This window comes from Microbacterium sp. NPDC056569, assembly GCF_042793475.1.
Classification (GTDB): domain Bacteria; phylum Actinomycetota; class Actinomycetes; order Actinomycetales; family Microbacteriaceae; genus Microbacterium.
The window spans coordinates 24,687-50,467 of sequence record NZ_JBHTUV010000014.1; the positions used below are offsets into that span (position 1 = coordinate 24,687).

The 25,781-nt window shown below is 71.0% G+C and carries 26 protein-coding genes; 10 read left to right on the top strand and 16 right to left on the bottom strand.

Annotation, left to right across the window (positions count from 1 at the left end; translation table 11 throughout):
* Nucleotide 1: 1 nt before the first annotated feature.
* Nucleotides 2-1,288: an ABC transporter substrate-binding protein gene (locus ACFQ7C_RS16050; RefSeq protein WP_378903340.1), complete on the bottom strand. Its 1,287-nt coding sequence runs from the start codon at nt 1,286-1,288 to the stop codon at nt 2-4.
* A gap of 35 nt (nt 1,289-1,323) precedes the next feature.
* Nucleotides 1,324-3,492, bottom strand: a complete 2,169-nt coding sequence (locus tag ACFQ7C_RS16055) for an alpha-galactosidase (RefSeq protein ID WP_378903343.1) — start codon at nt 3,490-3,492, stop codon at nt 1,324-1,326.
* A gap of 128 nt (nt 3,493-3,620) precedes the next feature.
* Here ACFQ7C_RS16055 and ACFQ7C_RS16060 point away from each other — a divergent pair, with 128 nt between their 5' ends.
* From ACFQ7C_RS16060 to ACFQ7C_RS16070, 3 genes are all read left to right on the top strand, one after another.
* Nucleotides 3,621-4,736 carry an ROK family protein gene (locus ACFQ7C_RS16060; protein ID WP_378903346.1) on the top strand — a complete coding sequence of 372 codons (1,116 nt, stop codon included), beginning with the start codon at nt 3,621-3,623 and terminating at the stop codon, nt 4,734-4,736.
* A gap of 164 nt (nt 4,737-4,900) precedes the next feature.
* A complete protein-coding gene (locus tag ACFQ7C_RS16065) occupies nt 4,901-6,100 on the top strand; it encodes an LLM class flavin-dependent oxidoreductase (RefSeq protein ID WP_378903558.1) in 1,200 nt (399 codons plus the stop codon).
* A 1-nt stretch (nt 6,101) separates the two neighbouring features.
* Complete coding sequence (locus ACFQ7C_RS16070; protein ID WP_378903349.1) at nt 6,102-6,776, top strand: FMN reductase; 675 nt, start codon at nt 6,102-6,104, stop codon at nt 6,774-6,776.
* A gap of 3 nt (nt 6,777-6,779) precedes the next feature.
* Here ACFQ7C_RS16070 and ACFQ7C_RS16075 read toward each other — a convergent pair whose 3' ends face one another.
* Entirely contained in the window at nt 6,780-7,613 is an 834-nt protein-coding gene (locus tag ACFQ7C_RS16075; RefSeq protein WP_378903352.1) for a DNA/RNA non-specific endonuclease, read from the bottom strand.
* A gap of 45 nt (nt 7,614-7,658) precedes the next feature.
* Complete coding sequence (locus ACFQ7C_RS16080; RefSeq protein WP_378903354.1) at nt 7,659-8,267, bottom strand: DedA family protein; 609 nt, start codon at nt 8,265-8,267, stop codon at nt 7,659-7,661.
* Nucleotides 8,268-8,406: 139 nt separating this feature from the next.
* Here ACFQ7C_RS16080 and ACFQ7C_RS16085 point away from each other — a divergent pair, with 139 nt between their 5' ends.
* Nucleotides 8,407-10,392: a glycosyltransferase gene (locus ACFQ7C_RS16085; RefSeq protein WP_378903356.1), complete on the top strand. Its 1,986-nt coding sequence runs from the start codon at nt 8,407-8,409 to the stop codon at nt 10,390-10,392.
* Nucleotides 10,393-10,401: 9 nt separating this feature from the next.
* On the opposite strand, the gene ACFQ7C_RS16090 is transcribed toward ACFQ7C_RS16085, so the two are convergent.
* The 4 genes from ACFQ7C_RS16090 to ACFQ7C_RS16105 all read right to left on the bottom strand — a co-directional run bounded on the left by ACFQ7C_RS16090 (nt 10,402) and on the right by ACFQ7C_RS16105 (nt 14,542).
* Nucleotides 10,402-11,058: a hypothetical protein gene (locus ACFQ7C_RS16090; RefSeq protein WP_378903358.1), complete on the bottom strand. Its 657-nt coding sequence runs from the start codon at nt 11,056-11,058 to the stop codon at nt 10,402-10,404.
* The gene (locus tag ACFQ7C_RS16095) at nt 11,055-12,422 is read right to left on the bottom strand and encodes a glutamate decarboxylase (RefSeq protein WP_378903361.1); all 1,368 of its coding nucleotides are present in this window, start codon (nt 12,420-12,422) and stop codon (nt 11,055-11,057) included. The genes ACFQ7C_RS16090 and ACFQ7C_RS16095 overlap by 4 nt, the downstream gene beginning before the upstream one ends.
* A gap of 165 nt (nt 12,423-12,587) precedes the next feature.
* Nucleotides 12,588-13,280, bottom strand: coding sequence for a response regulator (locus ACFQ7C_RS16100; RefSeq protein WP_378903364.1), 693 nt, complete (start codon nt 13,278-13,280; stop codon nt 12,588-12,590).
* Nucleotides 13,277-14,542 (bottom strand): ATP-binding protein, encoded by a 1,266-nt coding sequence (locus ACFQ7C_RS16105; RefSeq protein WP_378903367.1) that lies wholly within the window; start codon nt 14,540-14,542, stop codon nt 13,277-13,279. The genes ACFQ7C_RS16100 and ACFQ7C_RS16105 overlap by 4 nt, the downstream gene beginning before the upstream one ends.
* A gap of 181 nt (nt 14,543-14,723) precedes the next feature.
* On the opposite strand from ACFQ7C_RS16105, the gene ACFQ7C_RS16110 reads away from it, so the two are divergent.
* A complete protein-coding gene (locus tag ACFQ7C_RS16110) occupies nt 14,724-16,175 on the top strand; it encodes a cation:dicarboxylate symporter family transporter (RefSeq protein WP_378903370.1) in 1,452 nt (483 codons plus the stop codon).
* A gap of 43 nt (nt 16,176-16,218) precedes the next feature.
* Here the strand turns inward: ACFQ7C_RS16110 and ACFQ7C_RS16115 are convergent, their stop codons facing one another.
* From ACFQ7C_RS16115 to ACFQ7C_RS16125, 3 genes are read right to left on the bottom strand one after another with little or no spacing between them, the layout of a single operon-like run.
* Nucleotides 16,219-16,404 (bottom strand): hypothetical protein, encoded by a 186-nt coding sequence (locus tag ACFQ7C_RS16115; protein WP_378903373.1) that lies wholly within the window; start codon nt 16,402-16,404, stop codon nt 16,219-16,221.
* A gap of 13 nt (nt 16,405-16,417) precedes the next feature.
* Nucleotides 16,418-16,549, bottom strand: coding sequence for a hypothetical protein (locus ACFQ7C_RS16120; RefSeq protein WP_378903376.1), 132 nt, complete (start codon nt 16,547-16,549; stop codon nt 16,418-16,420).
* A gap of 10 nt (nt 16,550-16,559) precedes the next feature.
* Complete coding sequence (locus ACFQ7C_RS16125; protein WP_109211870.1) at nt 16,560-16,742, bottom strand: DUF5302 domain-containing protein; 183 nt, start codon at nt 16,740-16,742, stop codon at nt 16,560-16,562.
* Between the two features lie 311 nt (nt 16,743-17,053).
* Here ACFQ7C_RS16125 and ACFQ7C_RS16130 point away from each other — a divergent pair, with 311 nt between their 5' ends.
* The 3 genes from ACFQ7C_RS16130 (at nt 17,054) to ACFQ7C_RS16140 (ending at nt 21,396) form a co-directional block, all read left to right on the top strand.
* Nucleotides 17,054-19,333 (top strand): polyribonucleotide nucleotidyltransferase, encoded by a 2,280-nt coding sequence (locus tag ACFQ7C_RS16130; protein WP_378903379.1) that lies wholly within the window; start codon nt 17,054-17,056, stop codon nt 19,331-19,333.
* 293 nt (nt 19,334-19,626) lie between these two features.
* Nucleotides 19,627-20,679 (top strand): aldo/keto reductase, encoded by a 1,053-nt coding sequence (locus tag ACFQ7C_RS16135; RefSeq protein ID WP_378903382.1) that lies wholly within the window; start codon nt 19,627-19,629, stop codon nt 20,677-20,679.
* Nucleotides 20,680-20,793: 114 nt separating this feature from the next.
* The gene (locus ACFQ7C_RS16140) at nt 20,794-21,396 is read left to right on the top strand and encodes a histidine phosphatase family protein (RefSeq protein ID WP_159845044.1); all 603 of its coding nucleotides are present in this window, start codon (nt 20,794-20,796) and stop codon (nt 21,394-21,396) included.
* A 12-nt stretch (nt 21,397-21,408) separates the two neighbouring features.
* Here the strand turns inward: ACFQ7C_RS16140 and ACFQ7C_RS16145 are convergent, their stop codons facing one another.
* Nucleotides 21,409-21,882, bottom strand: a complete 474-nt coding sequence (locus tag ACFQ7C_RS16145) for a GNAT family N-acetyltransferase (protein WP_378903385.1) — start codon at nt 21,880-21,882, stop codon at nt 21,409-21,411.
* Nucleotides 21,883-21,954: 72 nt separating this feature from the next.
* Between ACFQ7C_RS16145 and ACFQ7C_RS16150 the strand changes: the two genes are divergently transcribed.
* Entirely contained in the window at nt 21,955-22,770 is an 816-nt protein-coding gene (locus ACFQ7C_RS16150; protein WP_378903388.1) for a 4-hydroxy-tetrahydrodipicolinate reductase, read from the top strand.
* Nucleotides 22,767-23,216 (top strand): hypothetical protein, encoded by a 450-nt coding sequence (locus ACFQ7C_RS16155; protein WP_378903391.1) that lies wholly within the window; start codon nt 22,767-22,769, stop codon nt 23,214-23,216. Before ACFQ7C_RS16150 ends, ACFQ7C_RS16155 begins: the two co-directional genes overlap by 4 nt.
* 13 nt (nt 23,217-23,229) lie before the next feature.
* Here ACFQ7C_RS16155 and ACFQ7C_RS16160 read toward each other — a convergent pair whose 3' ends face one another.
* The 4 genes from ACFQ7C_RS16160 to ACFQ7C_RS16175 form a co-directional block, all read right to left on the bottom strand.
* Complete coding sequence (locus ACFQ7C_RS16160; protein WP_378903393.1) at nt 23,230-24,159, bottom strand: TIGR01777 family oxidoreductase; 930 nt, start codon at nt 24,157-24,159, stop codon at nt 23,230-23,232.
* Nucleotides 24,152-24,577, bottom strand: a complete 426-nt coding sequence (locus ACFQ7C_RS16165) for an OsmC family protein (RefSeq protein ID WP_376010701.1) — start codon at nt 24,575-24,577, stop codon at nt 24,152-24,154. The genes ACFQ7C_RS16160 and ACFQ7C_RS16165 overlap by 8 nt, the downstream gene beginning before the upstream one ends.
* A gap of 132 nt (nt 24,578-24,709) precedes the next feature.
* Entirely contained in the window at nt 24,710-25,252 is a 543-nt protein-coding gene (locus tag ACFQ7C_RS16170) for a DUF4395 domain-containing protein (protein WP_378903397.1), read from the bottom strand.
* Nucleotides 25,245-25,682 (bottom strand): TlpA family protein disulfide reductase, encoded by a 438-nt coding sequence (locus tag ACFQ7C_RS16175; RefSeq protein WP_378903400.1) that lies wholly within the window; start codon nt 25,680-25,682, stop codon nt 25,245-25,247. The genes ACFQ7C_RS16170 and ACFQ7C_RS16175 overlap by 8 nt, the downstream gene beginning before the upstream one ends.
* Between the last annotated feature and the right edge of the window lie 99 nt (nt 25,683-25,781).

Consider the following 25,781-nt stretch of genomic DNA (forward strand, 5'->3'; position numbering starts at 1 on the left):
GTCACTCCTCCGTCACGGGGATCGTGCGGGCGGCCACCTTGGCCCACTCGCTGTCGAGGGTCTTGAGGGCGGTCTCGGCATCTCCGTCGAACAGGAACTGCTGGTCGGTCGGGACGAGCGGGATCGCGGGCGGGATCTGGTGGTCGATGAAGCCGGTGATCCGCTGCTCCTCGAAGTACGGCCGCACGGACTGGAGGGCCGGGTCGTCGCTGAGCTTCGCCCCCTCGACCGAGGGGACCATGTTCTGCGAGGCGGCGAACGCCTCGATCACCTCGGGCTGGAAGACGTAGTCGATGAAGCGCTGGGCGGCCTCTTCCTTGGCGCCGTTCTTGCCCATCGTGAACACGACGTCCACACCCGACACGAGCAGGCTCTCGCCGGCCTCGTCCGTCGGGTACGGGAAGATCCCCATGCGGATGTCGGGGTTCACCTGCTTGATCGGATTGGTCGCCCAGATCCCCTGCAGGAGCATCGCGGACTCGCCGTTCGCGAACGCGGCGTTGCCATCGTCGTAGGTCTTTCCGCGATACCCGTCCTGCATGTACGAGTACAGCTGGTACTGCCGCTCCATGGCCTCGGGGAAGTCCTTCTGGAACGACACCTCCGAGTCGGGTCCGACGTTCTCGCCCTCTGCGCGCATGCGGTCCCAGAAATCGCCCTGCGACGGATATGCGCCCAGCGCATTCCACGACGGGATGCCCGTCCACGAATCGGCCAGCGTCCCGTAGAAGGGCTGGATGCCGGCATCCACCAGCGCATCGCACACGGCGATGAGCTCGTCCCACGTCTCGGGCACCGCGAGCCCCTGCTCCTCGAAGATGTCCTGGTTGTAGATGATGCCGTTGGCATTGTTGACGTAGCCCAGCCCGTTGACCTCGTCGCCGTAGGTCCCGAGATCCGCCAGGATCTCCTGAACCGCGGGATTGATGGTCTCGAGGATCGGGTCGCCGGTGAAGTCGTGGAAGACGCCCGCCTGCGCCAGCCTTCCGAAGTTGCCGTTGGCGTTGAGGGTGATCACGTCGGGCACGCGATCCTTGACGAGGAGCGTCCGGATCACCGTGTCGGCGTCGGCGACCTGGTTCTGCACGACGTCGATGTCGGGGTTCTCGGCCTCGAAGTCCGCGATGATCTCGTTGAAGTCCTCGAGCGCCTCGCCTTTGAACTGGAAGAAGTTCAGGGTCGTCACGCCGTCCGAGGGATTCTGGGCGCAGCCGCCGAGTACGGCGGCCGTCGCGGCGACGGCGACGACCGCGAGCGGCCGGATCCATCGTCGGTGAGTGGTTCTCATCGTGCGCCTCCTTGCGCGTTGGGGGTGGGGAGTGTTCAGTTCTCGGCGGTGAGCTCGACGACCATGGCCTGCTGCGGACGCTGCACGGGTGGGCGCACGCCCACTTCGGCCAGCTGCAGTCCGGTCAGCGCGGTGTCGGACTGGGCCCACTCGAGCGGGGACTGCCCGGCATCGTCGCCGTCGCGCGTCACCACGCGGAGCCGGTAGGTCTTGGCGGGGTCGAGTCCCGGCATCCGGATGCGTCCTGGGGGGTACGCCGCGCTGGTCGCGGTCTGGACGACCGTGAAGACCGCGGATGCAGCATCCCGCGCCACGATCCCGCGCACGTCGATCCCGGGATCGGTGCCGTCGACGTGGATGACGCGCCCCGACGCGATCAGCGGCCGCAGGCGTCTGGCCAGCGCGACCCACTCCGCGATCTCGGAACGACCGGCGTCGTCGAGGGTCGTCAGATCCCATTCGATGCCGAAGTGGCCGAGCAGGGCGACCGCGCCGCTCAGGCCGACCGAGACCGTCCGGCCCGAGGAATGGACGACGGGACTCGTCAGGTGCATGCCGAGCATCTCGGGCGGCACCACGATGCCGGTGTGCTTCTGATTGTCGAGCCGCTCGAGCGGATCCAGGCTGTCGCTGGTCCACACGCGATCGGTGCGATCCAGGATGCCGAGATCGACTCGCGCGCCGCCGGAGGCGCAGCTCTCGATCTCGAGGCCCGGGTGCGCCGCCTTCAGCTCGTCGATCAGCCGATAGACGGCGAGGGTGTGCGCGTGCACCCGGGCACTCCCGGCGGGCCCGCTCGCCGCGTCCACGAGATCGCGGTTGTGATCCCACTTGAGGTAGGCGATCGGATACTCGTCGAGGAGGGCGTGAAGACGCCCGGCGATGTGGGCGTACGCCTCGGGCTGGGAGAGATCGACGACCTGCTGCTGGCGAGCGGACGGCGGCAGCGACATCCGTCCGCGCAGGATCCAGTCGGGGTGCTGCCGCGCGAGGTCGCTGTCGGGGTTGACCATCTCGGGCTCGACCCAGAGGCCGAATTCCATGCCGAGTCTGCGCACGTGGTCGGCGAGCGGGTGAAGGCCCTTCGGCCAGACATCGCGGTCGACCGTCCAGTCGCCGAGTCCCGCGGTGTCGTCGCGTCGGCCCTCGAACCACCCGTCGTCGAGGACGAAACGCTCGACACCGACGGATGCTGCGGCATCGGCGAGTGCGGTGAGCCGATCGAGCGAGTGGTCGAAGTAGACCGCCTCCCAGGTGTTCAGGGTCACCGGGCGGGGGCGACGCGGGTGCTGGGGACGGGCGCGCCACTCGTCGTGGAACCGCGCGGACAGCTCGGTCAGGCCGTCGCCCCACGAGCCGACGACCCAGGGTGAGCTGTACGCCGCACCGGGATGCAGGACGACCTCACCCGGCAGGAGCAGCTCGCCGCCCGAGAGGAAGGCGTCGCCCGTGGTGGTGCGCTCGGCCAGCACGCGGTGGTTGCCGCTCCAGGCCACGTGGATGCCGTGGACCCGGCCCCGTTCGAAGCCGAACCCGGGCCGGCCGGCAGCCAGGAGGATCGTGGAGTCGGCGCCGGTGCGCCCGCGCCGGCTCTCACGGACGTGGGCGCCGATGCCGAGCCCGCTTCGCTGCGGCGACCGCTCGCGGAGGTGGTGACCAGTGGTGTCGAACACCTCGGTGGCGTCCCAGGGGAGGGGGAACGTGGGCTGCGCGGTCTGCAGCGTGTACGGCGTCGCGCCGGCGTTGCGCACCGTCACACGCTGGTGGAACAGACCGGCGGGGCCGATGCGCAGGTCGACCCGAACGGCGACACCCGCCTCGGCGTCGGCGAGGGCGAGGCTCGCGCGGTGCTCGCCGGCCTGGACATCGGCGAGGGAGAGACGGATGCTGACACCGGAGCCGTCGCGGTGACCTTCGAGTCCCGGCGCGGCGAACCACCCTTCGGCGCCCGTGGGCACGAGCGTCAGGGCCGGCGTCGCATCGAGGCCGCCCGAGACCCGCTGCCCGCGTGCGGCGACCGCGAGGGCCTTGAGGGTGTCGGGCGTCGAGCCGGCGAGCGCCGCACCCCAGTGCACGATCGCCGGCGCGGGTGGCGCGTCCAGGTCGACGACGACGCTGGTTCCTCCACGGGTGAGGTGGAGCACGCCGTGCTCGGGAGCGGGGGCGGTGTGCTCGGCGTCGAGCATCCGGTCGGTGCTGTGCATGGAGTTAGTTTTAGCACGAAAGTAATAAAGCCCGCAAGAGCGCGCGAATGTCGCCGCGGGGAGGATTGTTGGGAGCTATTCGTGCCAGAATGAAACCATTGCCGCAGGGCGAGGGGAGCTCATCGACGATGCTGACCGACAGCGAACGCGCGCTCGCACGGGCGGTGCTCATCCATGGCCCGATCGCCCGCAGTGCGCTCACGAACCGCCTCGGCCTGTCGCCGGCGAGTCTCACCCGGCTCGCCAAGCCGTTCCTCGACCGCGGCTACCTCGTCGAGCTGGACGACCTCTCCGACGGGACGGTGGGGCGACCGGTGCGGCCCCTCGATGTCGCCCCTGATCTCGGGGGGTTCGCGGGTGTCAAGATCACCGGTGACGCCATCCATGCGGTGAAGACCGACGTCCGTGCCGGGCTGCTCGCCCAACGGACGATCCCGCTCGACTCGCATCGACCCGAGGAGGTCGCCGAGGTCATCGCGCGAACGCTCGGTGCGATGGCGGACGACACCCTCGTCGGCGTCGGCGTGGCGCTCGGCGGCGCGGTCGACGGCGGCGTGGTGCGCTACGCCCCGTTCCTCGAGTGGGAGGACGTGGCGTTCGCGTCGATCCTGGAGCGTGAGCTCGGCGTCCCCGTGGCCCTGGAGAACGACCTCATCGCGCTCACCGAGGCCGAGCGCTGGTTCGGCCTCGGTCGCGGCATCCCGGGGTTCGTCGTCCTGACGATCGGGGTGGGCGTCGGCTACGGGCTCGTCGTCGCCGGCGAGGTGGTGCACTCCGCGGAGGCAGGTCTCGGTCTCGGTGGACACATCCCGCTCAGTGACAACGGCCCGCTCTGCCAGGAGGGCCACCGCGGGTGCTCGCAGGCGATGCTGACGTCGGGATCGATCGCCGCGCAGGTGTCGGCGGCGCTGCAGCGCACGGTCACCTATGACGACGTGCTCGGGCTGGCCGTCGCCGGTGAGCCGGCCGCGGTCGCGGTGGTCGACGCCGCGGCCGATGCGCTCGGCCGTTTCATCGCGCTGGCGGCCAACCTGACGTTCCAGAGCGCAGCGGTGCTCGCGGGCGACGGCATAGGGCTGTTCCCCATCGTCGAGGACCGGGTGCGCGCCGCGATCTCCGCGAGCCGGGATCCTCGGGCTCAGCCCGTCCAGCTCTTCGTGGACGACTCCGGATTCACCGCGTGGGCGCGCGGTGCCGCGGCCGTCGCGATCCAGGCCGCCGTCGATCGGCTGCGGTTCGACTGAGGTGCTGTGAAGCGGTCGCAGGAGTCGCGGCATCCGTTTCGGAATAATCTTGGTCCGCACACGTTGCACGAGATACATTCATTTGCATGGATTCGCACGACGGAGAACCCGCACGGCGAAAGAGCGGAGAAGCGATCGTGAGCGAGAGCACCACGTGGTCGGGTATGCAGTTCGGAATCTTCACGGTGAGCGACATCACCCAGGACCCGACCGACGGCACCACGCCCAGTGAGGCGGAGCGGATCAAGGCGACCCTGAGGATCGCCCAGCACGCCGAGGAGGTGGGACTCGACGTCTTCGCCCTCGGTGAGCACCACAACCCGCCGTTCTGGTCGTCGTCGCCGACCACGACCCTCGCCTACATCGCGGCGCAGACCGAGCGCCTCATCCTGTCCACGGCCACGACGCTCATCACCACGAACGACCCGGTGAAGATCGCCGAGGACTACGCGATGCTGCAGCACGTGTCGGACGGCCGTGCCGACCTCATGCTCGGCCGCGGCAACACCGGCCCGGTCTACCCGTGGTTCGGCAAGGACATCCGCCAGGGCCTGCCCCTCGCGATCGAGAGCTACAACCTGCTGCACCGCCTCTGGCGGGAGGACGTCGTGGACTGGGAGGGCCAGTTCCGCACACCGCTGCAGGGCTTCACGTCGACCCCGCGGCCGCTCGACGGCGTCGCGCCCTTCGTGTGGCACGGCTCGATCCGCACGCCCGAGATCGCCGAGCAGGCCGCGTACTACGGCGACGGCTTCTTCGCGAACAACATCTTCTGGCCCAAGGAGCACTACCAGCGCCTGATCCAGCTGTACCGCCAGCGCTTCGCGCACTACGGCCACGGCACGCCCGAGCAGGCGATCGTCGGCCTCGGCGGGCAGGTGTTCATGGCGGCGAACTCGCAGGACGCGGTGAAGCAGTTCCGCCCGTACTTCGACAACGCCCCGGTGTACGGCCACGGCCCGTCGCTCGAGGACTTCAGCGAGATGACGCCGCTGACAGTGGGCTCGCCTCAGCAGGTGATCGATCGCTACGCCGCGATGCGCGAGACGTACGGCGACTACCAGCGCCAGCTGTTCCTCATGGACCACGCCGGCCTGCCGCTGAAGACCGTGCTCGAGCAGCTCGACATCCTGGGCGGCGAGGTGGTTCCGGTGCTGCGCAAGGAGCTGCAGAAGAACCGTCCGGCGGAGGTTCCGGATGCCCCGACCCACGCGAACCTCGTGGCCGCGAAGTACGGGGACGAGGCGCCTCGCCAGGCGGTCCCCGGTGCGAACCGCGGCGACAACCTCGTGGGGGCGAGCCCGTATCAGGACAGCCCGGCGCCGGCGGGCGCCGCGTTCGGCCTCGGCCGGAAGGAGGCGTGACATGACCTCCGGTGCCCAAGCAGGCGCTTCGCGCGCGGCTCGCCGCATCGCGGTGATCTCGGCCGGACTGTCGAACCCGTCGTCCACCCGCATGCTCGCCGACCGGCTCGCCGCTGCGACGGCGAAGCAGCTCTCCGAGCGCGGGATCGAGATCGAGACCGACGTGTTCGAACTGCGCGACTACGCGCACGACATCACGAACAACCTCCTCACCGGGTTCGCGCCGCCTGCCCTCGAATCAGTGATCAACGCGGTCGTCTCGGCCGACGCGGTCATCGCGGTCACGCCGATCTTCTCGACGAGCTACTCGGGGCTCTTCAAGTCGTTCATCGACGTGCTCGACCCCGACGCGCTCACCGGCAAGCCCGTGCTGATCGGTGCGAACGCGGGCACGGCCCGTCACTCGCTCGCGATCGACTACGCGATCCGGCCGCTGTTCACGTACCTGCACGCCGAGCCCGTCTCGACCGGTGTGTTCGCGGCGTCGAGCGACTGGGGCGCGTCGGCCGACAGCGTCGCGCCGCTCGGCGAGCGCATCGACCGCGGCGCGCGCGAGCTCGCCGAGGCGATCGCGCGTCGTGAGCCGGCCACCGACTCCGACCCGTTCGACCCCGCCAACTACCTCGGCGAGGGGCGCTCGTTCGGCCACCTGCTCGGCGGCCTCGCGGGGGAGTAGGCCTCAGCCGAGAACGACATCCTCCGGTGCGCGGAGGGGACGCCACCCGTCTCCTCCGCGCACCGTCGTCTTCGCGAGCACGTCGGCGTCCACCAGATCGCCCAGGTCCACGCCGGACATCTCCTCGATGTCGGCGACCCGGACCTGGAACGTGCGGAAGGCGCCGAGGGTGGGCACGTCGAGCACGCCCTGGCTCAGATCCACGAGCTCCGACTGATCGAGCACGAATCCCGCGGCCGCGAGTCGCGGCAACCCCTCGTCGTCGGGTGTCGTCCACGCGGCGACCTTGAAGAACCGGCGCGGGACGCGGATGCCGCGGTACGGCGGGTCGTCCTCGGCCAGCACCGGCGCGGTGAAGACGCTGATCCGCTCGTCGGTCGTGTCGGCGAAGTCGAGGACGTGGTCCTCGAGCCCCAGCCACAGCTCCTTCGACTGATTGAACCCGCTCGCCTGCGGCGCCGCGTTGGGGTACGTGAACGTCGCCTCGGTCGCCCTGCGTGCTTCGGCCTCGGAGCCCCAGCCCGGATCCCGGCGGCGCACGAGGTGCCCGCGGTCGAGGTCGTTCGAGGCGTAGACGGCCGGCCCCGCCTGCTCTGCGGCGGGGATCCGCGGATCGAGCTCCCAGTCGCCGGTCCGGGGCAGGTCCTGCAGCGACGAGCCGTCGATGTTCACGGCGGTCACGACGGCGAACCGCCGCCTGGGGTCTTGGAGCACGGTGAACCGCGGGTAGGTCAGCTCGCGCACCTCGCGGCCGTCCTCGGGACGGGGGAGCGGGAGCGGGATGCCGAGGAAGTCGTCGTCGTATGCGTCCGAGGTCACGTCTGTCACGTCTGCCACAGGCCCATCATGGTCCCGGCGGGCGACATCGCGCGATGCTCCGGCTCACTCACCCTCGGATGCCCTCCGGGCGCCGAGGCGGCGCGCGAGCACCGCGTCGATCGCCAGTCCGAGCCCGACGGCGAACGCGACCGAGACGACCACCGCCACGACAGCACCGCCGGGCACGAGCGTCGCGACGACCGCTCCGACCAGGGCCTGGTAGATCGCCCACGCGAGCGCGGCGAGACCGGCCACAGCGAGGTAGCGCGGCGCGGGCAGCCGGGTCGCGCCCGCGGTCAGGTTGACCGCGAGCCGGGCGAACGGCATGAACCGCGCGGTGAACAGCACGAGCGCCGCACGGCGCTCCAGGCGCATTCGCGCCCACGCGAACGCGCTCTGCGCCCGGGAGGCGCGCATCCAGCGCCAGCGGTGGAGGCCGATCGTGCGGCCGAGGATGTAGCAGGCGACGTCGCCCGTGAGCGCGGCCGCTGCGGCCACGAGCACGATCGCGGCCAGCGCGGGCTCTCCCTGCGACACTGCGAGCGCGCCCAGCGCGGTGACGGCGGCCTCGCCGGGGATCACCACGAGGAACGCGTCGCCCAGGACGAGCACGAACAGCAGCGGCAGCGCCCACGCGCTCGCCGCCACGGTGGTGAGCAGGTCCTCGACCATGCTTCCTTGGTAGCCGCCCGCGGTGAACGGCGACCGAACGGGGCACGTCCGGTGACCCGCCGCGGTGCATCCGGTGAACTCTTCCGCGCGGAGGCCGGTTCGCGGCATCCGTCCCCGCCCGTCCCGTCACGCTGGAGGCGTGAGAGTCGCACTGCTCGCCGAATCGTTCCTGCCCCACATGAACGGGGTGACGGGGTCGGTGCTCCACGTCCTCCGGCATCTCGCCGCCGAAGGACACGAGACGCTCGTCATCGCACCGCGCGCCGGTGAGATCACCACCGATCTCCACGGCGCCCGCACGGCGCTGCTGCGCTCTGCGCCCCTGCCGTCGTATCCGGAGGTGCGCGTGGTGTTCGCGCGCGCCGCGCGGCTGACGGCCATCCTGCGCGAATTCCGGCCCGACGTCGTGCACCTGGCGTCGCCCTTCGTGCTCGGCTGGCAGGGACTCGCTGCCGCAGACGCTCTGCGCGTTCCCGCCGTCGCCGTCTACCAGACCGATGTCGTCGCCTACGCCGAGAAGTACGGCATGCCGCAGGCCGCCGCGCTCGTCGGGCGGCACGTCGGGCGCCTGCACCGGCGGGCGACCCTGACGCTGGCGCCGTCGACTGCGTCGCTGCAGCAGCTCGAGGAGCTCGGCGTGGACCGCCTCCGCCGGTGGGGACGCGGCGTCGACGTCGAACGCTTCGGCCCCGAGCGGCGCAGCGACCACTGGCGCGCCCGCATCGCGCCGGGAGAGGCGATCGTCGGCTACGTCGGCCGCCTCGCACCCGAGAAGCAGGTCGAGGACCTCGCGGCGCTCTCCGGGCTCGCCGGCAGCCGTCTCGTCATCGTCGGCGACGGACCCGCGCGCCCCGCACTCGAACGAGCGCTGCCCGAGGCCGTCTTCACCGGGCACCTCACCGGGCCCGCGCTCGCCGAGGCGCTCGCGAGCTTCGACGTCTTCGTGCATCCCGGCGAGAGCGAGACGTTCGGCCAGACGATCCAGGAGGCCCTCGCCAGCGGCGTGCCCGTCGTGGCGACCGGCGTCGGCGGCCCCGTCGACCTGGTGCGTTCCAGCGTCGACGGCTGGCTCTACCGCCCGGGCGACCTCGGCGACCTGCGGGCGCGGGTGGCCGACCTCGTCGGCGACGACGGCAAGCGCCGCGCCTTCGCCGCGGCGGCACGCGAGTCGGTGCGCGAGCGCACCTGGGATGCGGTCTGCAGCCGTCTGATCGAGCACTACGACGAGGCACGGATGCTGCGTCCCATCGACGACGCGCAGCCCCAGCGTGCGGCGACCCGGCCGGAGGTGCCGACGCCCGCGCCGCGGCGGTCGTGGTCGCGGTTCGTCGCGCTCGGCGACTCGATCACGGAGGGCCTCTGCGACGCGTCGCGCATGCCGGCCGGCCAGTACCGCGGCTGGGCCGACCGGCTGGCACAGCTGCTCGCGCATGCCGGACGCGGCGGCGAGCAGTTCCGCTACGCGAACCTCGCCGTGCGCAGCCGCCGGGTTCGGCAGGTCGTGGCCGAGCAGGTCCCTCAGGCGCTCGCCCTGCGTCCGGAGCTGGTGTCGATCCTCGTCGGTGCCAACGACCTCGTCGGGCGCCGGGTGGACCCGGTCGCCGTCGCCGGTGAACTCGAACAGGCCGTGAGGACGCTGCGCTCCGCAGGCGTCGACGTGCTGCTCGTGACGCCGTTCCTCCCGAGCCGGCGCCCCGCACGGCTGTTCGCCCGCCGGTTCGCCGTGTTCTCGTCGGAGCTCCGGCGCATCGCCGCCGCCACCGGGGCGGTGCTGCTCGACACCGATGCGTACGTCGACGCGCGGGGACTCCCGGCGATCGGCGACCTCGACCTGTGGGCGGACGACAAGGTCCACCTGCGTCCGCGCGGACACCGCTACCTGGCCTACCGCGCGGCGGAGGCGCTGGGCGTCCCCGACGCCGAGGCGCTCGGCGAGCTCGACGCGAGTCTGCACGCCGACGCCGACCCGGTGCTCCCCGGCACCTGGCTGCGCCGCGACGCGCTCCCGTGGGTGTGGCGGCGTCTGCACGGGCGCACGGCCGGCGACGGGCTCATGGCCAAGCACGCCGACTATGTGCTCATCGGCGGCGCGGGCGACGTTCCCGCCCGTGTGAATGCGGGCTGACCTCTCCGCTCAGTCCGCCTCGCCGATCGTCCGGCGCGCCAGGAGCGCCGCCGCGAAGAAGCAGAGCGCGCCGACGCCCGTGCCGAGATTCGCCCACAGGGGGCTCATCAGCTCGCCCGTGGACGGCACGACGAACGCCGCGACCGCCGACACGCCGAAGGCGATCGATCCCAGGAGGTTGAGGCCGGTGCCATGCCACGTCCGAGCGTCGCGGTCCCACAGCGTTCCCCGTTCCTTCGTCGCGACCACCGCCAGCACGCTCGACACGAGGAAGGCCGCCGAGCCCCATGCGTCGGGCCGCCACCCGGCTCCCACATAGTCCGGATCCGTGATCGCGGCGATCAGGGCGGCGCCGGTCGACACGTTGAACAGGAGGGTTCCGGCGAACTGGATCGCCGCCGCCCACCAGTCCGCGCGATCCGCCCGGTTCATGCGGGCGTCAGGCGTCCGGCGTCCGCTCAGCAGCAGCTGGATGAGTCCTGCCGTGGTGAAGAAGATCGATCCGGCGAAGAACGTCACGTTCGCGCCGACCGGACCGGCCCACGCGGCATACGGCGGCAGCACGCCGATGAAGAACAGCGCCGAGCCGACCGCGAATCCCCAGGACTCCCTCCGGAGGCGCCGGATCCGCCGCGCGGACGGATCGACCGCTCGTCGCGCGCTCAATGGTGGAAGCTGGGACCGATGCCGGGATGGGGCATGGGACTGTCGAGCGAGTCGAGGAACTCCGTCTCGCTGCGGATGTCCTTCATGAGCTCCTCCGCGAGATCCCGGCTGAGCCCGTTGCGGCACACGATGCGCATCACCGTCTGATCCGACAGCTCGCCCGAGAGCGGATACGCGGGGACGAGCCACCCCTTGATCCGCAGCCGCTCCGACAGGTGGTACAGCGTCCATTTGTCGGTGTAGCCGGGCGTGAGCCGCCAGGCGAACACGGGGATGTCGGTGCCGTCGCTGAGCAGCTCGAACGCGTCGAGTTCGGCGACCGCCGACGAGAGATACACGGCGACATCCTGCGATGCCTGCTGGATCGCGGTGTAGCCGGCGCGGCCGAGGCGAAGGAACCGGAAGTACTGCAGGAGCACCTGCGTGCCGGGCCGCGAGAAGTTGAGCGCGAAGGTGGGCATCGAACCGCCCAGGTAGCTCACCTTGAAGACGAGATCGTCGGGCAGCGCCGCGGCGTTGCGCCATACGACCCATCCCACGCCCGGATACACGAGTCCGTACTTGTGACCCGAGGTGTTGATCGACTGCACGCGCTCGACCCGGAAGTCCCACTCGAGGTCGGGCTGCAGGAACGGCGCGATCATGGCGCCCGAGGCGCCGTCGACGTGCATCGGGATGTCGAGCCCCGTCTTGGCCTGGATCTCGTCGAGCTTCGCGGCGATGGCCTTCACCGGCTCGTACGCGCCGGTGTACGTGACGCCGACGATCGCGACGACGCCGATCGTGTTCTCGTCGACGTAGTCCTCGAGTCCTGTGCCGTCCATGAGCGGGTGCTCCTCGGTCACCGGGATCAGGCGCATCTCGACGTCGAAGTAGTTGCAGAACTTCTCCCAGCACACCTGGACCGCGGAGCTCATGATGAGGTTCGGCTTCTCCGTCGACTTCCCCGCGGCGCGTCGGGCGTGCTGCCACCGACGCTTGAGCGCGAGGCCGCCGAGCATGCACGCCTCCGACGAGCCGATGGTGGACGTCCCGATGACGTCGTCGTTGTCGGGCACGTTCCACAGGTCGCCGAGGATGCGCCAGCAGCACTCCTCGATGGCGGCCGTGGCCGGATACTCGTCCTTGTCGATCATGTTCTTGTCGGCGGAGTCGACAGCGAGCCGGTTGGCGTGGTCGTCCATCCAGGTGCCGACGAACGTCGCGAGGTTCAGCCGCGCGTTGCCGTCGAGCATGGTCTGGTCTCGGATGATGCGGTACGCCGTCTCGGGCAGCATCTCCCCGTCGGGGATGACGTTGTACCTCGCGGTCGTCGCCTCGCCGGCTCGGGTGAAGGTGGGCTGGAGCGCCTCGTCCTGGTACATGCATCCTCCATCGCTGCGGACCGGCCGCGCAGGTGCGCGTCGACGGCTCAGACGCTCCGGATTCCCCGCCCGGGCGCCCGGTGATCGGTCCGCTACGCCGCGACCCTATTCCCCGCGGGCGCACCACCGAAACCCCCCGACGAGAGACAGTGGGTGACGATTCGCCTACGGAGCGAACGGATGCTGCGCCCACGCGTATTCGGACTCCGGCCGGCCGCGCGTGCCGTAGCGGGCGGCGCGATGCACGCGACCCTCGGCCACGAGATGCTCGAGGTAGCGGCGCGCGGCCACGCGCGACATGCCCAGCCGCTCCGCCGCCTCCGCTGCCGAGACCGGCCCCCGCGCGCGCACCTCGTCGCTGATGCGGGCGAGCGTGTCGGCAGAGAGCCCCTTCGGCAGCGCGACCGGGGTGGCGGGTCGCAGCGCCCCGAGGAGCGCATCGATCTCGGCCTGCGTCGGCGCGCCCGCGGCCTGCGCCGCGCGCCGCCGGAACTCGCGGTACTGCTCGAGTCGCTCGCGGAAGACCGCGAAGGTGAACGGCTTCACGAGGTACTGCGCGACGCCGAGCGACACCATCTGCCGCACCACGTCCGCGTCGCGGACTCCCGTGATCGCGATGACGTCCACGGCTGCGCCGCGTGCCCGCACGTGCCGCAGCACATCCAGGCCGGTGCCGTCGGGCATCGTGACGTCCAGCAGCACGAGGTCGATCTCGTCGCCGCGCTCCAGCACCGCGTCGATCGCAGCGCGCGCACCGGTGCACTCCGCGACGGCCTCGAAGTCGTCGAGACGCGCGAGATAGTCGCGATGCAGCTCGAGCGTGAGGGCGTCGTCGTCGACGAGCAGGACGCGGATCATGTCTTCCTCGCGGGGAGGGTCACGACGAACGAGGTCGGCGCGTCGCGCAGCTCGATCTCGCCGCCGGCGCTCGCGACGATCGAGCGAACGAGCGCCAGCCCCACCCCGCGCCCCTCCGCGCCGCCGGGCTTCGTGGAGAACCCGTGCTCGTAGATGCGATCGCGCAGGTCCGGGGGCACGCCCGAGCCGCTGTCCGACACCTCCAGCCGCAGGGCCGCGGGGGAGGCGGACGTCCTGCCGAACGTGACGCGCACCCATCGCGGCGCGTCGGCGGCGGCCGCAGCATCCATCGCGTTGTCGATGAGATTCCCCACCACCGAGACGGCGTCGACGGGCGAGAGGACGCTGCGCGGCGCCTCCGGGTCGATCTCGGCGGACCATTCGATGCCGCGTTCCCGCGCCTGGGCGGCCTTCCCGAGCAGCAGCGCGCCCACCGTGGGGTCGCCGCCGCGCCGCGCGGCGACCTGGTCGACGAGCTCCTGACTCTGCCGCGAGGTCTCGGTCAGGATCTCGATCGCCTCGCCGGTGCGGCCGAGCTCGAGCAGCGACACCGCGGTGTGCATGCGGTTGCCGTGCTCGTGCGTCTGCGCGCGCAGGGCCTCGCCGAGCGTGCGCACCGACTCGTACGAGGCGACGGCGTCGCGGATCGTGCCGGTGGGCAGGTCGCCTGCGACGCGCCGCGTGGTACGGCGGGCGAGCCACGCGCCGACCAGGCCCGCGGCGAGGAGCGCGAGCGCGATCGACACGACGAAGGGCAGTCGCGGCAGGATCTTCGACCAGATGCTGCCGATCGTGACGCCGACCGAGACCCAGCCGACGAGATCGCCGTCCGCGGTCACCGGCACGATCGTCCGCACTGAAGGGCCCAGCGTGCCGGTGAACTCCTCGGTGAAGACCTCCGGCGTGCTCGGGATCGTGCCGAGATAGTGCCGGCCGATCTCCGCGGGGTCGCGGTGGCTGACGCGGATGCCGTCCGAGGTCATGATCGTGACGAAGTCGAGCCCCGTCCGCGCCATGACGTCCGCGGCGAGCGGCTGCAGGGTCCCGGAAGGGTCCGGCGCGTCGAGGGACTCGGCGACCTCCGGCAGCGACGCGAGGGACGACGCGACCGCGCGCGTCACCTCTGCCGCTTCGTCGCGCTCCGACCGCTCCGCGTCCAGCACGAGCACGGCGGCCAGTGCTGCCACGATCACGGCGGCGGACACGGCGACGACGACGAACACGCGCGATGCCGCGCTGCCCTGCTCCGTCCGCGTTGACATGGCTCTCCTCGTCGATGCCGCCGCATCCATCCTCGCCGGTGACGGGTGCGAAGAGGGAGCCCTGGGCCGCGACCAATACGACCGCAAATCGCGGCGCGACGCAGCGGCGCGCACGCTGTGGTCACGCCGCACTTCGAGCGGCGCCGCGGAAACACCGCTGTTCATCCCGCAGGAGGCAATGATGGCTCTCTCGACACGCACCACGTCGTTCACACTCCCCGGCTTCAACTGGAGACGCGGCAAGCAGGCGTGGGACAAGCACACCTGGCTCTACCTCTCCGTCATCGCCGCCGTCGTCCTCGGGGCGATCGTCGGGCTGGTCTGGCCCGAGGTCGGCGTCGCACTCAAGCCGCTCGGCGAGGGTTTCGTCGCCCTCATCAAGATGATGATCGCGCCGATCATCTTCTGCACGATCGTGGTGGGCGTCGGCTCGATCGCGAAGGCGGCCACCGTCGGGAAGATCGGCGGGCTGGCGCTGCTGTACTTCATGGTGATGTCGACGTTCGCGCTGGCGATCGGCCTGGTCGTGGGCAACCTGCTGCACCCGGGGGAAGGCCTGAACATGGCCAACGCGACGTACGAGGCGACCGCCGAGGCCAAGACCACGCAGGAGTTCATCCTCGGCATCATCCCGACCACGTTCTTCTCGGCGTTCACGGGCGAGAGCGTGCTGCAGGTGCTCTTCATCGCGCTCCTCGTCGGCTTCGCACTGCAGCAGATGGGCGACAAGGGCGCCCCGATCATGAACGCGGTGAAGCACCTGCAGGCGCTGGTCTTCCGCATCCTCGGCATGATCCTGTGGCTCGCGCCCATCGGGGCGTTCGGCGCGATCGCCGCGGTCGTCGGCAACACCGGGATCGCCGCGATCTGGGCCCTCGGCACGCTGATGATCGCGTTCTACATCACCTGCGTGCTGTTCATCGTCGCCGTGCTCGGCACCCTGCTGTACGTCGTGACGCGCGTGAACATCTTCAGCCTCATCAAGTACCTCTCTCGTGAGTACCTGCTGATCGTCGGCACGTCGTCCTCCGAGTCGGCGCTGCCGCGACTCATCGCGAAGATGGAGCACCTCGGGGTCTCGAAGCCCGTGGTGGGCATCACCGTCCCGACCGGCTACTCGTTCAACCTCGACGGCACCGCCATCTACCTCACGATGGCGTCGCTGTTCATCGCGAGCGGCATGGGCGCGCCGATGTCGATCGGCCAGCAGATCGGCCTGCTCGTCTTCATGATCATCGCGTCGAAGGGCGCGGCGGGCGTGACGGGTGCGGGTCTGGCGACGCTCGCGGGCGGCCTGCAGGCCTACCGGCCGGATCTCGTCAACGGCGTCGGGGTGATCGTCGGCATCGACCGGTTCATGTCGGAGGGCCGCGCGCTCACGAACTTCACCGGCAACGCCGTGGCGACCGTGCTGATCGGCACGTGGACGAAGGAGTTCGACGCCGCCCGCGCGCGCCGCGTGCTCGCCGGCGACCTGCCGTTCGACGAGACCACGCTGTCGGGCGACGGCCACGATGGGATGTCGACCTCGGCGGAGGCGGTCGGCGTGCAGGGGCTCGAAGAGGCCGCGATCACCGAGGCGGAGGCCAAGGAGCGGCGTGTCCGCGAGCGCGAGGAACTGCTCTCGCGCTGAGCGAACGGACGGGCGGGCGCGGGGGAGACCCGCGCCCGCCCGTTCAGTCGTCCGGGCTGATCTCGCCGGCTTCGATCGCCGCCTCGCGCTCCTCGAGCTCGAGGTCGTCGACGTCCTCCTCGACCGCTTCGAGGGGATCGAGGGTCGGCGGCGGCAGCTCGAACTCCACGCTGTCGTCGACCGGCACGTCCCGTTCGTCGTCGGGGATGCGCTCGCGGAAGTCGCTCATGGCCGTCTCGCGATCATTCCTCGCCGTACGGCGGCAGCTCGTCTTCCTCGACGTCCTCCAGAGGAGGCGCCTCGTCCGAGCCGTCCAGATCGGGCAGCTCGTCGGCCTCGTTCGAGATCTCGTGGAACGTCGGGTCGAAGACCATGACCTTGCTCCTATCCGCTCTTGCGACGGAACTCGCGCTTGGTGACCGCGCCGTGGGTGCCGTGGATCGCCGAGTCGGCGTCCATGTGGGACTCGCCCTGGCGGTGGTTCGCGTTCTTCTTGTCGAGTGCTTCCTTGAACTTTCGCTTCATCTCATCGGATGCCGCAGACGCCGGCTTCTCGTCGGTGCTCATGCCCCCACCCTAGGGGCGGCATCCGACGCCCGCCAGGGTGGGGGTCATCGGGAGCCCTGCTGATAGGCTTGGGCGGGTTGCCCTGCGGCAACCGCTCAATTCCACATGTGAGCTACACGGAGCAGGCCGGCAGGAAGCTGGTCCCCTGTGGTGGATTCCCCGCCGTCCGACGTCGGGTGATCTTCTACTGGTGACCAGCGCTGGCGAACCCCGCGGCACTCCCGCGCGCCGAGATCTGCCTGTTCCTGCTCCTTCGCACGAGCTCGTGCGCGAAACGCGCGTGCGAGCCTAAACAAAGAAGGAGAGACCTCTTGGAAGGTCCTGAAATCACCGCCGCTGAAGCCGTTCTCGACAACGGCCGCTTCGGCACCCGCACCGTCCGGTTCGAGACCGGACGACTCGCGCAGCAGGCACAGGGTGCCGTCGCCGCGTACCTCGACGAGGAGACGATGCTCCTGTCGGCGACCAGCGCCGGCAAGTCGCCTCGTGAGGGCTTCGACTTCTTCCCGCTGACCGTCGACGTCGAAGAGCGCTCGTATGCGGCGGGCAAGATCCCCGGCTCGTTCTTCCGTCGCGAGGGCCGCCCCTCGACCGAGGCGATCCTCGTGTGCCGTCTCATCGACCGCCCGCTGCGCCCGTCGTTCGTCGACGGCCTCCGCAACGAGGTGCAGATCGTCGTCACGGTGCTCTCGATCGCGCCGGGCGAGTTCTACGACGCGCTCGCGATCAACGCGGCATCGCTGTCGACCCAGATCTCCGGGCTGCCGTTCTCGGGTCCGATCGCCGGCGTGCGCCTCGCGCTCATCCCCGGCCACGGGGAGCACGCCGACCAGTGGATCGCGTTCCCGACCGTGACCCAGCTCGAGGAGGCCGTGTTCGACCTCATCGTCGCCGGCCGCGTCCTGCCCGACGGCGACGTCGCGATCATGATGGTCGAGGCGGAGGCCACCGAGCACAGCTGGAACCTCATCAAGGCCGGCGCCACGAAGCCCAGCGAGGAGATCGTCGCGCAGGGCCTCGAGGCCTCGAAGCCCTTCATCAAGGAGCTCGTCGCGGCGCAGAACGTCGTGGCGAACGCCGCGGCGAAGGAGATCCAGCCCTACCCGGTGTTCCCGCAGTACAGCCAGGAGGTCTACGACTTCGTGGCCGGCCGCGCGTACGACCAGCTCGTCCCGGTGTACCAGATCGCCGACAAGCAGGAGCGCCAGAACGCCGACGACGCGATCAAGGACGCCGTCAAGGCCGAGCTGCTCGCAGCCGTCGAAGCGGGCGAGCTTCCCGCGGTCGCGACGCTCGAATTCGGCGCCGCCTACAAGTCCGTCACCAAGAAGATCGTGCGCGGGCGCATCCTCGCCGAGGGCGTCCGCATCGACGGCCGCGGCCTCGCCGACATCCGCCCGCTCGACGCCGAGGTGCAGGTCATCCCGCGCGTCCACGGCTCGGCGATCTTCCAGCGCGGCGAGACCCAGATCCTGGGCGTCACCACGCTGAACATGCTCAAGATGGAGCAGCAGATCGACTCGCTGTCGCCCGTGACGAGCAAGCGCTACATGCACCATTACAACTTCCCGCCCTACTCGACCGGTGAGACCGGCCGTGTCGGCAGCCCGAAGCGTCGCGAGATCGGGCATGGCTTCCTGGCCGAGCGCGCCCTCGTGCCGGTGCTGCCCAGCCGCGAGGAGTTCCCGTACGCGATCCGCCAGGTGTCCGAGGCACTCGGCTCGAACGGCTCGACGTCGATGGGCTCGGTGTGCGCCTCGACCCTGTCGCTGCTGAACGCCGGTGTGCCGCTGCGCGCCCCGGTCGCCGGCATCGCGATGGGTCTCGTGTCCGACGAGGTCGACGGCCAGACGCGCTACGCCGCGCTGACCGACATCCTCGGCGCCGAGGACGCCCTCGGCGACATGGACTTCAAGGTCGCCGGCACGAGCGAGTTCGTCACGGCGATCCAGCTCGACACGAAGCTCGACGGCATCCCGTCGTCGGTCCTCGCCGCCGCGCTGACGCAGGCCAAGGACGCGCGCCTCACGATCCTGGGCGTGCTCACCGCCGCGATCGACGGTCCCGACGAGATGGCGCCGACCGCGCCGCGCGTCATCAGCGTGCAGATCCCGGTCGACAAGATCGGTGAGCTGATCGGCCCGAAGGGCAAGACGATCAACGCGATCCAGGACGAGACCGGCGCGCAGATCTCCATCGAGGAGGACGGCACCGTCTACATCGGCGCGACCGACGGCCCCTCGGCCGAGGCCGCGCGCGCCCAGGTCAACGCGATCGCCAACCCCACCAACCCGGAGGTCGGCGAGCAGTTCCTGGGAACGGTCGTCAAGATCGCGACGTTCGGCGCTTTCATCTCGCTCCTTCCCGGCAAGGACGGGCTGCTGCACGTCAGCGAGGTCCGCAAGCTCGCCGGCGGCAAGCGCGTGGAGAACGTCGAGGACGTGCTCTCGGTCGGTCAGAAGCTCCTCGTGAAGATCACGAAGATCGACGACCGCGGCAAGCTCTCGCTCGAGCCGGTGCTCGAGGAGGCCGCCGACCAGGAGGGTCGCGCTGCGGCCAGCGAGGGCCCGGAGGCTCCCGCCGAAGGCTGATCGCCCGCGCCGTCCGGTGCACCCGGCCGGCGAACCACGGATGCCCGTCCCCGCGAGGGGGCGGGCATCCGTCGTAGGGCCGTCCGGTAGGGCGATGGCGCACTCTGTCCGCCGAACAGGGGACAGAACCCTTAGGGACCAGCGGTTCGTGACCAAAGCGTTATGCAATGTTTATCCCAAGTTCGCCTCAGTGAACGGCTCGCTGTCCGGACTGGCCTACCCTGTGTGTAAGCGCCGGGGGGCGCGCATAGTGATCACGGCATCCTGCAGGGGATCTCGTGAGGGGGTGGCACATGGCTTACTTCGGCGTTGACTCGACGCTCCCGTCGTCGAGTCCGGATGCCGCTTCCGCGCCGCCGGGCGCCGTCGCGCGCGGCCAGCATCCCTCGGCCCCGATCCCGGTGCAGGGTCCTTCCATCGGCAGCAACGTGCGCGTCGCCCTCGGCGAGAGCGGCTCGCACATCTTCCCGCTGATCCTCGGCGCGGCCGAGTTCGGGTGGAACGTCGACCTCGAGTCGAGTCACGCGATCCTCGACACCTACGCCGAGCTGGGCGGCAACGCCGTGCACACGGCCGACAGCTACTCGAGCGGTCGCAGCGAGCACATCATCGGCCAGTGGCTGCAGTCGCGCGGGCTGCGCGACGACATCGTGCTCGCGGTCCGCGTGGGCGGCCACGCCGACAACCCCGGTCTCGGTCCGGTCAACCTCGTCCGCGCCGTCGAGGCCTCGCTGAACCGGCTGCGCACCGACCGCATCGACGTGCTCTACCTCGACGCGACGACCGATCGCGCCTCGTCGCTCGAAGACTCGCTCGCCACGGCGGAGTGGCTCGTCGAGACCGGCAAGGTGCGGGCGATCGGCGCCATCGGCTACGCAGCCGCACAACTCGTCGAGGCCCGGATCTTCGCATCGGCGGGGTACCCGCGCATCACGGTGCTCGACGTCCCGTTCAACGTGCTGCGCCGTCACGAGTTCGACGCCGACCTTCGTCTCGTCGCCGGGGCGCAGGGCATGGCGGTGACCCCGTCGCATGCGCTCGAGCACGGATTCCTCGCGGGCCGGCAGCGCTCCAAGATCCGCGGTGCCCTCTCGGTGCGCGGCGCACAGCTGGCCGCGAACCTCAACCGCCGGGGGAGCCGCACGCTGCGCGCGCTCGATGCCGTCGGCGCCGAGCTCGGCGTTCCCGATGCGGCGGTCGCCGTCGCGTGGCTGCTCGCCCAGAAGCTCGTCACCGCGCCCATCGTCAACGCGTACGCCCCGCAGCACGTCGAGGAGCTCGTGCAGGGTGTGGGCGTTCGTCTGAGCCGCGGTCAGCTGTCCGACATCGCGCGCGCCTCGGAGTAGTCGCCCACGCGCATGGGACTCGCCGTCCACAGGCGCTGAGCCGCCACGACGAGGTGTCGTAGGGTGGAAGACGTGCCTTTGCCCGGGCACGCGATCCCCGACGGAGTGAACTGCGTGACGCACTACATCTACCTCGTGCGGCATGGCGAGCATCAGGATGCCGAGCACGGACTCGTCGACGGGCCCCTCTCGCCGCGCGGGCGGCGGCAGGCCGCCCTGCTGGCGGACCGGCTGTCGGGGGTGCCGTTCGACGCGCTGTGGCACTCGCCGCTGGAGCGCGCGAGCCAGACGGCTCGCGCCGTCGCCGAGCGGATGCCGTCGCTCACGCCCGAGCCGTCCGCGCTGCTGTTCGATTGCGTGCCGACCGGCATGACCGACGAGACCCCGGCGGCGTTCGAGCCGTTCTTCGGCTCGGTCACCGAGGCCGAGGTCGAGGCGGGGCGCGCGCAGATGTCGGACGCCGTGAGCGAGTTCCTGGCGCGCAAGCGCGGTGAGGTGCACGAACTCCTGATCACGCACAACTTCGTGATCGCATGGTTCGTGCGCGAGGTGCTGCAGGCGCCCGATTGGCGCTGGATGACGCTCAACCAGGCGCACTGCGGGCTGACGGTCATCGCGCAGAAGCAGGGCCGCCCGTGGACCCTGCTCTCGCACAACGACCTCGCGCACCTGCCCGTCGAGCTGCGCACCGGTCTTCCCGAGGTCTACCCCGTCTGACGCGCTCGTCGCTCAGAGCGCCTTGCCGTACCAGCGCGATGCGTTCGGGTTGTCGTTGTAGGGCTCGACCGCGACGAACCCGGTGCGGGCGTACAGCGCGCCGGCGGCTTCGAGCGAGTGGTGCGTGTCGAGCACGAGCTCGGCGGCGCCGAAGCCGCGGGCGCGCTCGACGAGGTCTTCGACGAGCAGGCGTCCCCAGCCGCGGCCGCGCGTGATCGGCCGCAGGTACAGGTGCTTCAGCTCGTACCGGGTGCCGAGCGGCCCCTCCGGGATGAGACGGATGCCTCCGCAGCCCTGGGCGACGCCTTCCTCGTCGTCGAGCACGACGAAGATGCCGGCGGGTGGGACGAACGCCGCGGGGTCGGGGAAGGTCGTGCGGTACGAGACGCCCTGGTCCGCGAATCCCTCCGTGCGTGCACGGAAGTACTCGGCGAGGAGTTCGTGTGCGTCGGGGGCGTCGACGGGGGAGGGCCGGAGTGTCACCACGTGTCCAGCGTAGGCGCCCTCCGGCGGCGCCCCGGCCCGGCTCGGCTCCGGGCCGCCGCCTAGGATGGAGGCATGACGACACGCGTGGCCATCGTCGGCGGCACCGGCAAGCTCGGCGCGATCATCCGCGACGCGGTCGAGGCGGAGCCCGGGTTCGAGGTCGCCGCGGTGCTCTCCTCGCGGTCGGAGCTGTCGGAGCTCGACGGCGCGGACCTGGTGGTGGATGCCTCCACCCCTGCCGTGTCGATCGATGTCGTCCGTGCGGCGATCGAGCGTGGGATCAACGTGCTCGTCGGCACCTCCGGCTGGTCGGCTGAGCGCATCGCGCTGGTACGCCCGCTCGTCGAGGCCGCGGGCACGGGGGCGCTCTTCGTCCCGAACTTCTCCCTGGGCTCGGTGCTGGGCTCCGCTCTCGCCGCCGCGGCGGCGCCCTTCTTCCCCTCGATCGAGATCGTCGAGGCGCACCGCGAGACCAAGATCGACTCGCCGAGCGGCACGGCCGTGCGCACGGCCGAGCTCATCGCCGCCGCACGCGACGGCGTCGGGCCCGTCGAGTCGCCTCACGTCGACCAGCGCGCCCGCGGCCAGCAGGTCGCGAGCGTGCCCATCCACTCGCTCCGCCGCCCGGGTGTCGTCGCTCGCCAGGAGACGATCCTCTCGGGAGCGGGGGAGTCACTCGCGATCGTGCACGACACCGTGGAGCCGGCGCAGGCCTACGGCCCCGGCATCCGTCTCGCCCTCGCCGCTGCGCGGGACGCCTCAGGCGTGATCGTCGGCCTCGACAGCCTGATCGACATCGGCATCGGCCGCCGCACCGCGACGGCCGACACGCGCCCGGTCGACGAGGGCGGCGTCCCCGGCCAGGTCGCCCGCGCCACCGGCGCATGAGCGCGCGCATCGGCGTCGCCGTGATGGCGGCGCTGCTCGCGCTGTACATCGTGCTCGTCGGCCAGCGTGCCTGGCTGCTCCTGGTCAGCGGCGACCCGGTCGGCATCGCGATGGGCGCCGCGCTCGTCGTGCTGCCCGTCATCGCGGCGTGGGCCCTCGGGCGCGAGCTGTGGTTCGGCGTGCGCGCGCAGCAGCTCGGCAGGCGTCTCGAGGCCGAGGACGCTCTGCCGCAGGAGGAGGTCGCAGTCCGCCCCAGCGGCCGCGTGCTGCGGGAGGACGGCGAGGCCGTGTTCCCGGCGTACCGCGCCGACGTCGAGGCGCACCCGGACGACTGGCGGGCCTGGTACCGCCTCGGGCTCGCCTACGACGCCGCCGGCGATCGCCGTCGCGCGCGCGAGGCCGTGCGCGCCGCCATCCGCCTCGAGAAGACCGACCGCCCCGCCTGAACCCCGCGCTCGATCAGGACGCGGCGGGCACGGCCGCCGCGATCGCGTCCTCGACCGTCGGGTGCGAGAACGCGAAACCCGACTTCTCGAGAGAATCGGGCACGACGTGGGCGTCGGCGGTGAGGATCGCCTCCGTCGCGTCGGCGCCGAGCACGAGCTTCATGCCCCACACCGGCGCGCGCAGCAGGAACGGGCGGTTCATCCGCACCGCGAGGGCGAACCCGAGGTCGTTCGCGGTGGCGCGCGTGGGTCCTGCGAGGTTCACGGGCCCGCTGAGCCGGGCGTCGATCACGTGGCGGATCGCCCGCACCTCGTCCGCGAGCGAGATCCACGGCCACGCCTGCGTCCCGCGGCCGATCGGGCCGGAGAGGCCCAGCTTCGTGAGGAGCATCAGCGGCTTCAGCACGCCGTCGGCGTGCACGACCGGAGCGGTGCGCAGCACCGAGACCGCAGCATCCGTCCCCGCGCCGAAGGCGGCAGCCTCCCACTCGCCGCAGAGGTCCGCGAGGAACGAGTCGCCCCGCGGCGCGTCCTCCGCGATCCGCTCACCGGGGATCGAGCCGTAGTAGCCGACCGCCGACGCCGACACGAAGTGCGGGGCATCGGTCCCGAGCTCCCGGACCGCACGGGCGAGCGCCCGCGTCGGTGCGATGCGCGACCACAGCAGCGTGCTCTTGTACGACGTCGTCCAGGGGAACCGCCCGATGCTCGCGCCGTTCAGCCCGACCACCGCCTCCGCGCCGTCGAGCACCGCCGGATCCAGCGGTGCGGCCGTCGTGAGCCACTCGACCTCGTGCGGGTCCTCGGTGGGCCGGCGCACGAGCGTCGTCACCTCGACCCCGTCGGCGCGGAGACTGTCGACGAGCGCCCGGCCGATGAGGCCCGACGCCCCGGCGACGACGATCCTCCGACCGCCGTCACCCGCCGGACGGCCTTCAGGCAAGCGTCGCCTCGAGGGTGATCTCGATCCCCGCCAGGGCCTGCGAGACGGGGCAGCCGCGCTTCGCGGCCTCTGCGAGCCGCTCGAAGTCCTCGGGCTCCAGTCCCGGGACGACGGCGTTGACGTTCAGGTGGCTGCCGGTGATGCCCGTGCCCGGCTTGAACGTGACGGATGCGGTCGTGTCGATCGACTCCGGGGGAGTGCCGTTCTCCGCCAGCGCGAGGGAGAAGGCCATGCTGAAGCACGATGCGTGCGCGGCGGCGATCAGCTCCTCCGGCGTCGTGACCGACGTCGAGCCCTCGCTGCGCGCCTTCCAGTTGACGGGGAAGGTTCCGAGGCCGGACGACACGAAGGTGGTCTCGCCGGAGCCGTCGAACAGCCCGCCCTTCCACGCCGTGGTTGCTTCGCTGGTGACGGTCATGTGGGCCTCCTCGCTGGCGGGGCGCCCGCGTGCCGGGCGTCTTGCGTCAGCCTATGGCGTCGGGCTGGGCCGCCGCGATGGGTTGACACCGGATGCTGCGCCCCGCGGTACCGGCCGAGCGGCGGCGTCGCGTCAGGCCGAGGCGGGTCGTGCGCGGCCGACGATGCCCGCGCGCTGCAGCAGCAGGTACAGCTGGCAGCCCAGGCAGAGTCCGAAGACGGCGTTCAGGAACGCCGCGATGAACGCGGCGGCTGCCGCGATCGTCAGCGCCCACGGCACGCCGAACAGCTGCAGCACGAGGCCGAGCGCCGAGACGAAGAGGCCGACGCCCTGCGCGAAGCGCGGCGGACGCGGGTCTTCGAGCTCGGTCGGGGGAGCCAGGCGGGGTGCGACGAGCCTGCGGTAGAGCACGCCCCACGGCGCCGTGCGCGGGGAGAGGACGCCCCACAGGAACAGCAGGGTCGTCGCGAGCAGCAGCAGGAATGCGGGATCGAGGAACCGCTCGGCGACGCTCGCCGTGGTGATCGCCCATCCCTGCGCCGTCTGTGCAGTCGAGAGCCCGGTGAGACCGAGGAACACGTCGATGAGGAGCAGCAGCGCGGTGATCCCGGCCGCGAAGCGCGGACCTCGGGGATCGATGCCGCGCGGGGTCGAGGCATCCGTGCGGTCAGACATTCGCGTCCTCCGCGATCAGGCGGTTGAGCTCGAGCTCGAGCACGTCGCGCCCGGGCGCGCCGCCGAACCGGGTCTGGATGACGCCGTTGCGGTCGAGCACGAGCGTGGTGGGCGTCTGGAGGACGTGGAAGTGCTTCGCGATGTCGGGGCGGTACGTGAGGTCGACGTCGAGATGGCGGACGCCCTCGTGGTCGTCGGCGATCGCCGCGAGTGTGCGGTGCACGCCGGGACACCGCGCGCAGAGCTCGGTGCTGAACTGCAGGAGGGTGGCGACTTCGCCGAGCCCGTCGGCGCCGAGGCGGTGGGGTTCGACCACCTCGTGCTCGACGTTGCGGCGGGCGTGGGACTGACGCCAATTGAGGAAGACACCGAGTGCCACCGTCGCCGCGAGGAGCGCGGCGAGGGCGATGAGGGCGCCGACGAGGTTCACAGCACACCAGGCTAACCGCTTTCACCTGAATGGAGGCCGAATAGACGAATATGACGGATCCGATGTAACAGAAGGCGTGCGCGCGGTGTGAGGAAGGCG

Bases quoted from the DNA above. Each gene is read 5' to 3' on its own strand.
- ACFQ7C_RS16135 (WP_378903382.1), top strand. From the start codon at position 19,627: ATGGCTTACTTCGGCGTTGACTCGACGCTCCCGTCGTCGAGTCCGGAT.
- ACFQ7C_RS16120 (WP_378903376.1), bottom strand. From the start codon at position 16,549: ATGGTCTTCGACCCGACGTTCCACGAGATCTCGAACGAGGCCGACGAG.
- ACFQ7C_RS16065 (WP_378903558.1), top strand. From the start codon at position 4,901: ATGCAGTTCGGAATCTTCACGGTGAGCGACATCACCCAGGACCCGACC.
- ACFQ7C_RS16150 (WP_378903388.1), top strand. From the start codon at position 21,955: ATGACGACACGCGTGGCCATCGTCGGCGGCACCGGCAAGCTCGGCGCG.
- ACFQ7C_RS16055 (WP_378903343.1), bottom strand. From the start codon at position 3,492: ATGCACAGCACCGACCGGATGCTCGACGCCGAGCACACCGCCCCCGCT.
- ACFQ7C_RS16155 (WP_378903391.1), top strand. From the start codon at position 22,767: ATGAGCGCGCGCATCGGCGTCGCCGTGATGGCGGCGCTGCTCGCGCTG.
- ACFQ7C_RS16115 (WP_378903373.1), bottom strand. From the start codon at position 16,404: ATGAGCGACTTCCGCGAGCGCATCCCCGACGACGAACGGGACGTGCCG.
- ACFQ7C_RS16095 (WP_378903361.1), bottom strand. From the start codon at position 12,422: ATGTACCAGGACGAGGCGCTCCAGCCCACCTTCACCCGAGCCGGCGAG.
- ACFQ7C_RS16080 (WP_378903354.1), bottom strand. From the start codon at position 8,267: ATGGTCGAGGACCTGCTCACCACCGTGGCGGCGAGCGCGTGGGCGCTG.
- ACFQ7C_RS16125 (WP_109211870.1), bottom strand. From the start codon at position 16,742: ATGAGCACCGACGAGAAGCCGGCGTCTGCGGCATCCGATGAGATGAAG.
- ACFQ7C_RS16050 (WP_378903340.1), bottom strand. From the start codon at position 1,288: ATGAGAACCACTCACCGACGATGGATCCGGCCGCTCGCGGTCGTCGCC.
- ACFQ7C_RS16070 (WP_378903349.1), top strand. From the start codon at position 6,102: ATGACCTCCGGTGCCCAAGCAGGCGCTTCGCGCGCGGCTCGCCGCATC.
- ACFQ7C_RS16165 (WP_376010701.1), bottom strand. From the start codon at position 24,577: ATGACCGTCACCAGCGAAGCAACCACGGCGTGGAAGGGCGGGCTGTTC.
- ACFQ7C_RS16170 (WP_378903397.1), bottom strand. From the start codon at position 25,252: ATGTCTGACCGCACGGATGCCTCGACCCCGCGCGGCATCGATCCCCGA.
- ACFQ7C_RS16105 (WP_378903367.1), bottom strand. From the start codon at position 14,542: ATGTCAACGCGGACGGAGCAGGGCAGCGCGGCATCGCGCGTGTTCGTC.
- ACFQ7C_RS16100 (WP_378903364.1), bottom strand. From the start codon at position 13,280: ATGATCCGCGTCCTGCTCGTCGACGACGACGCCCTCACGCTCGAGCTG.
- ACFQ7C_RS16060 (WP_378903346.1), top strand. From the start codon at position 3,621: ATGCTGACCGACAGCGAACGCGCGCTCGCACGGGCGGTGCTCATCCAT.
- ACFQ7C_RS16110 (WP_378903370.1), top strand. From the start codon at position 14,724: ATGGCTCTCTCGACACGCACCACGTCGTTCACACTCCCCGGCTTCAAC.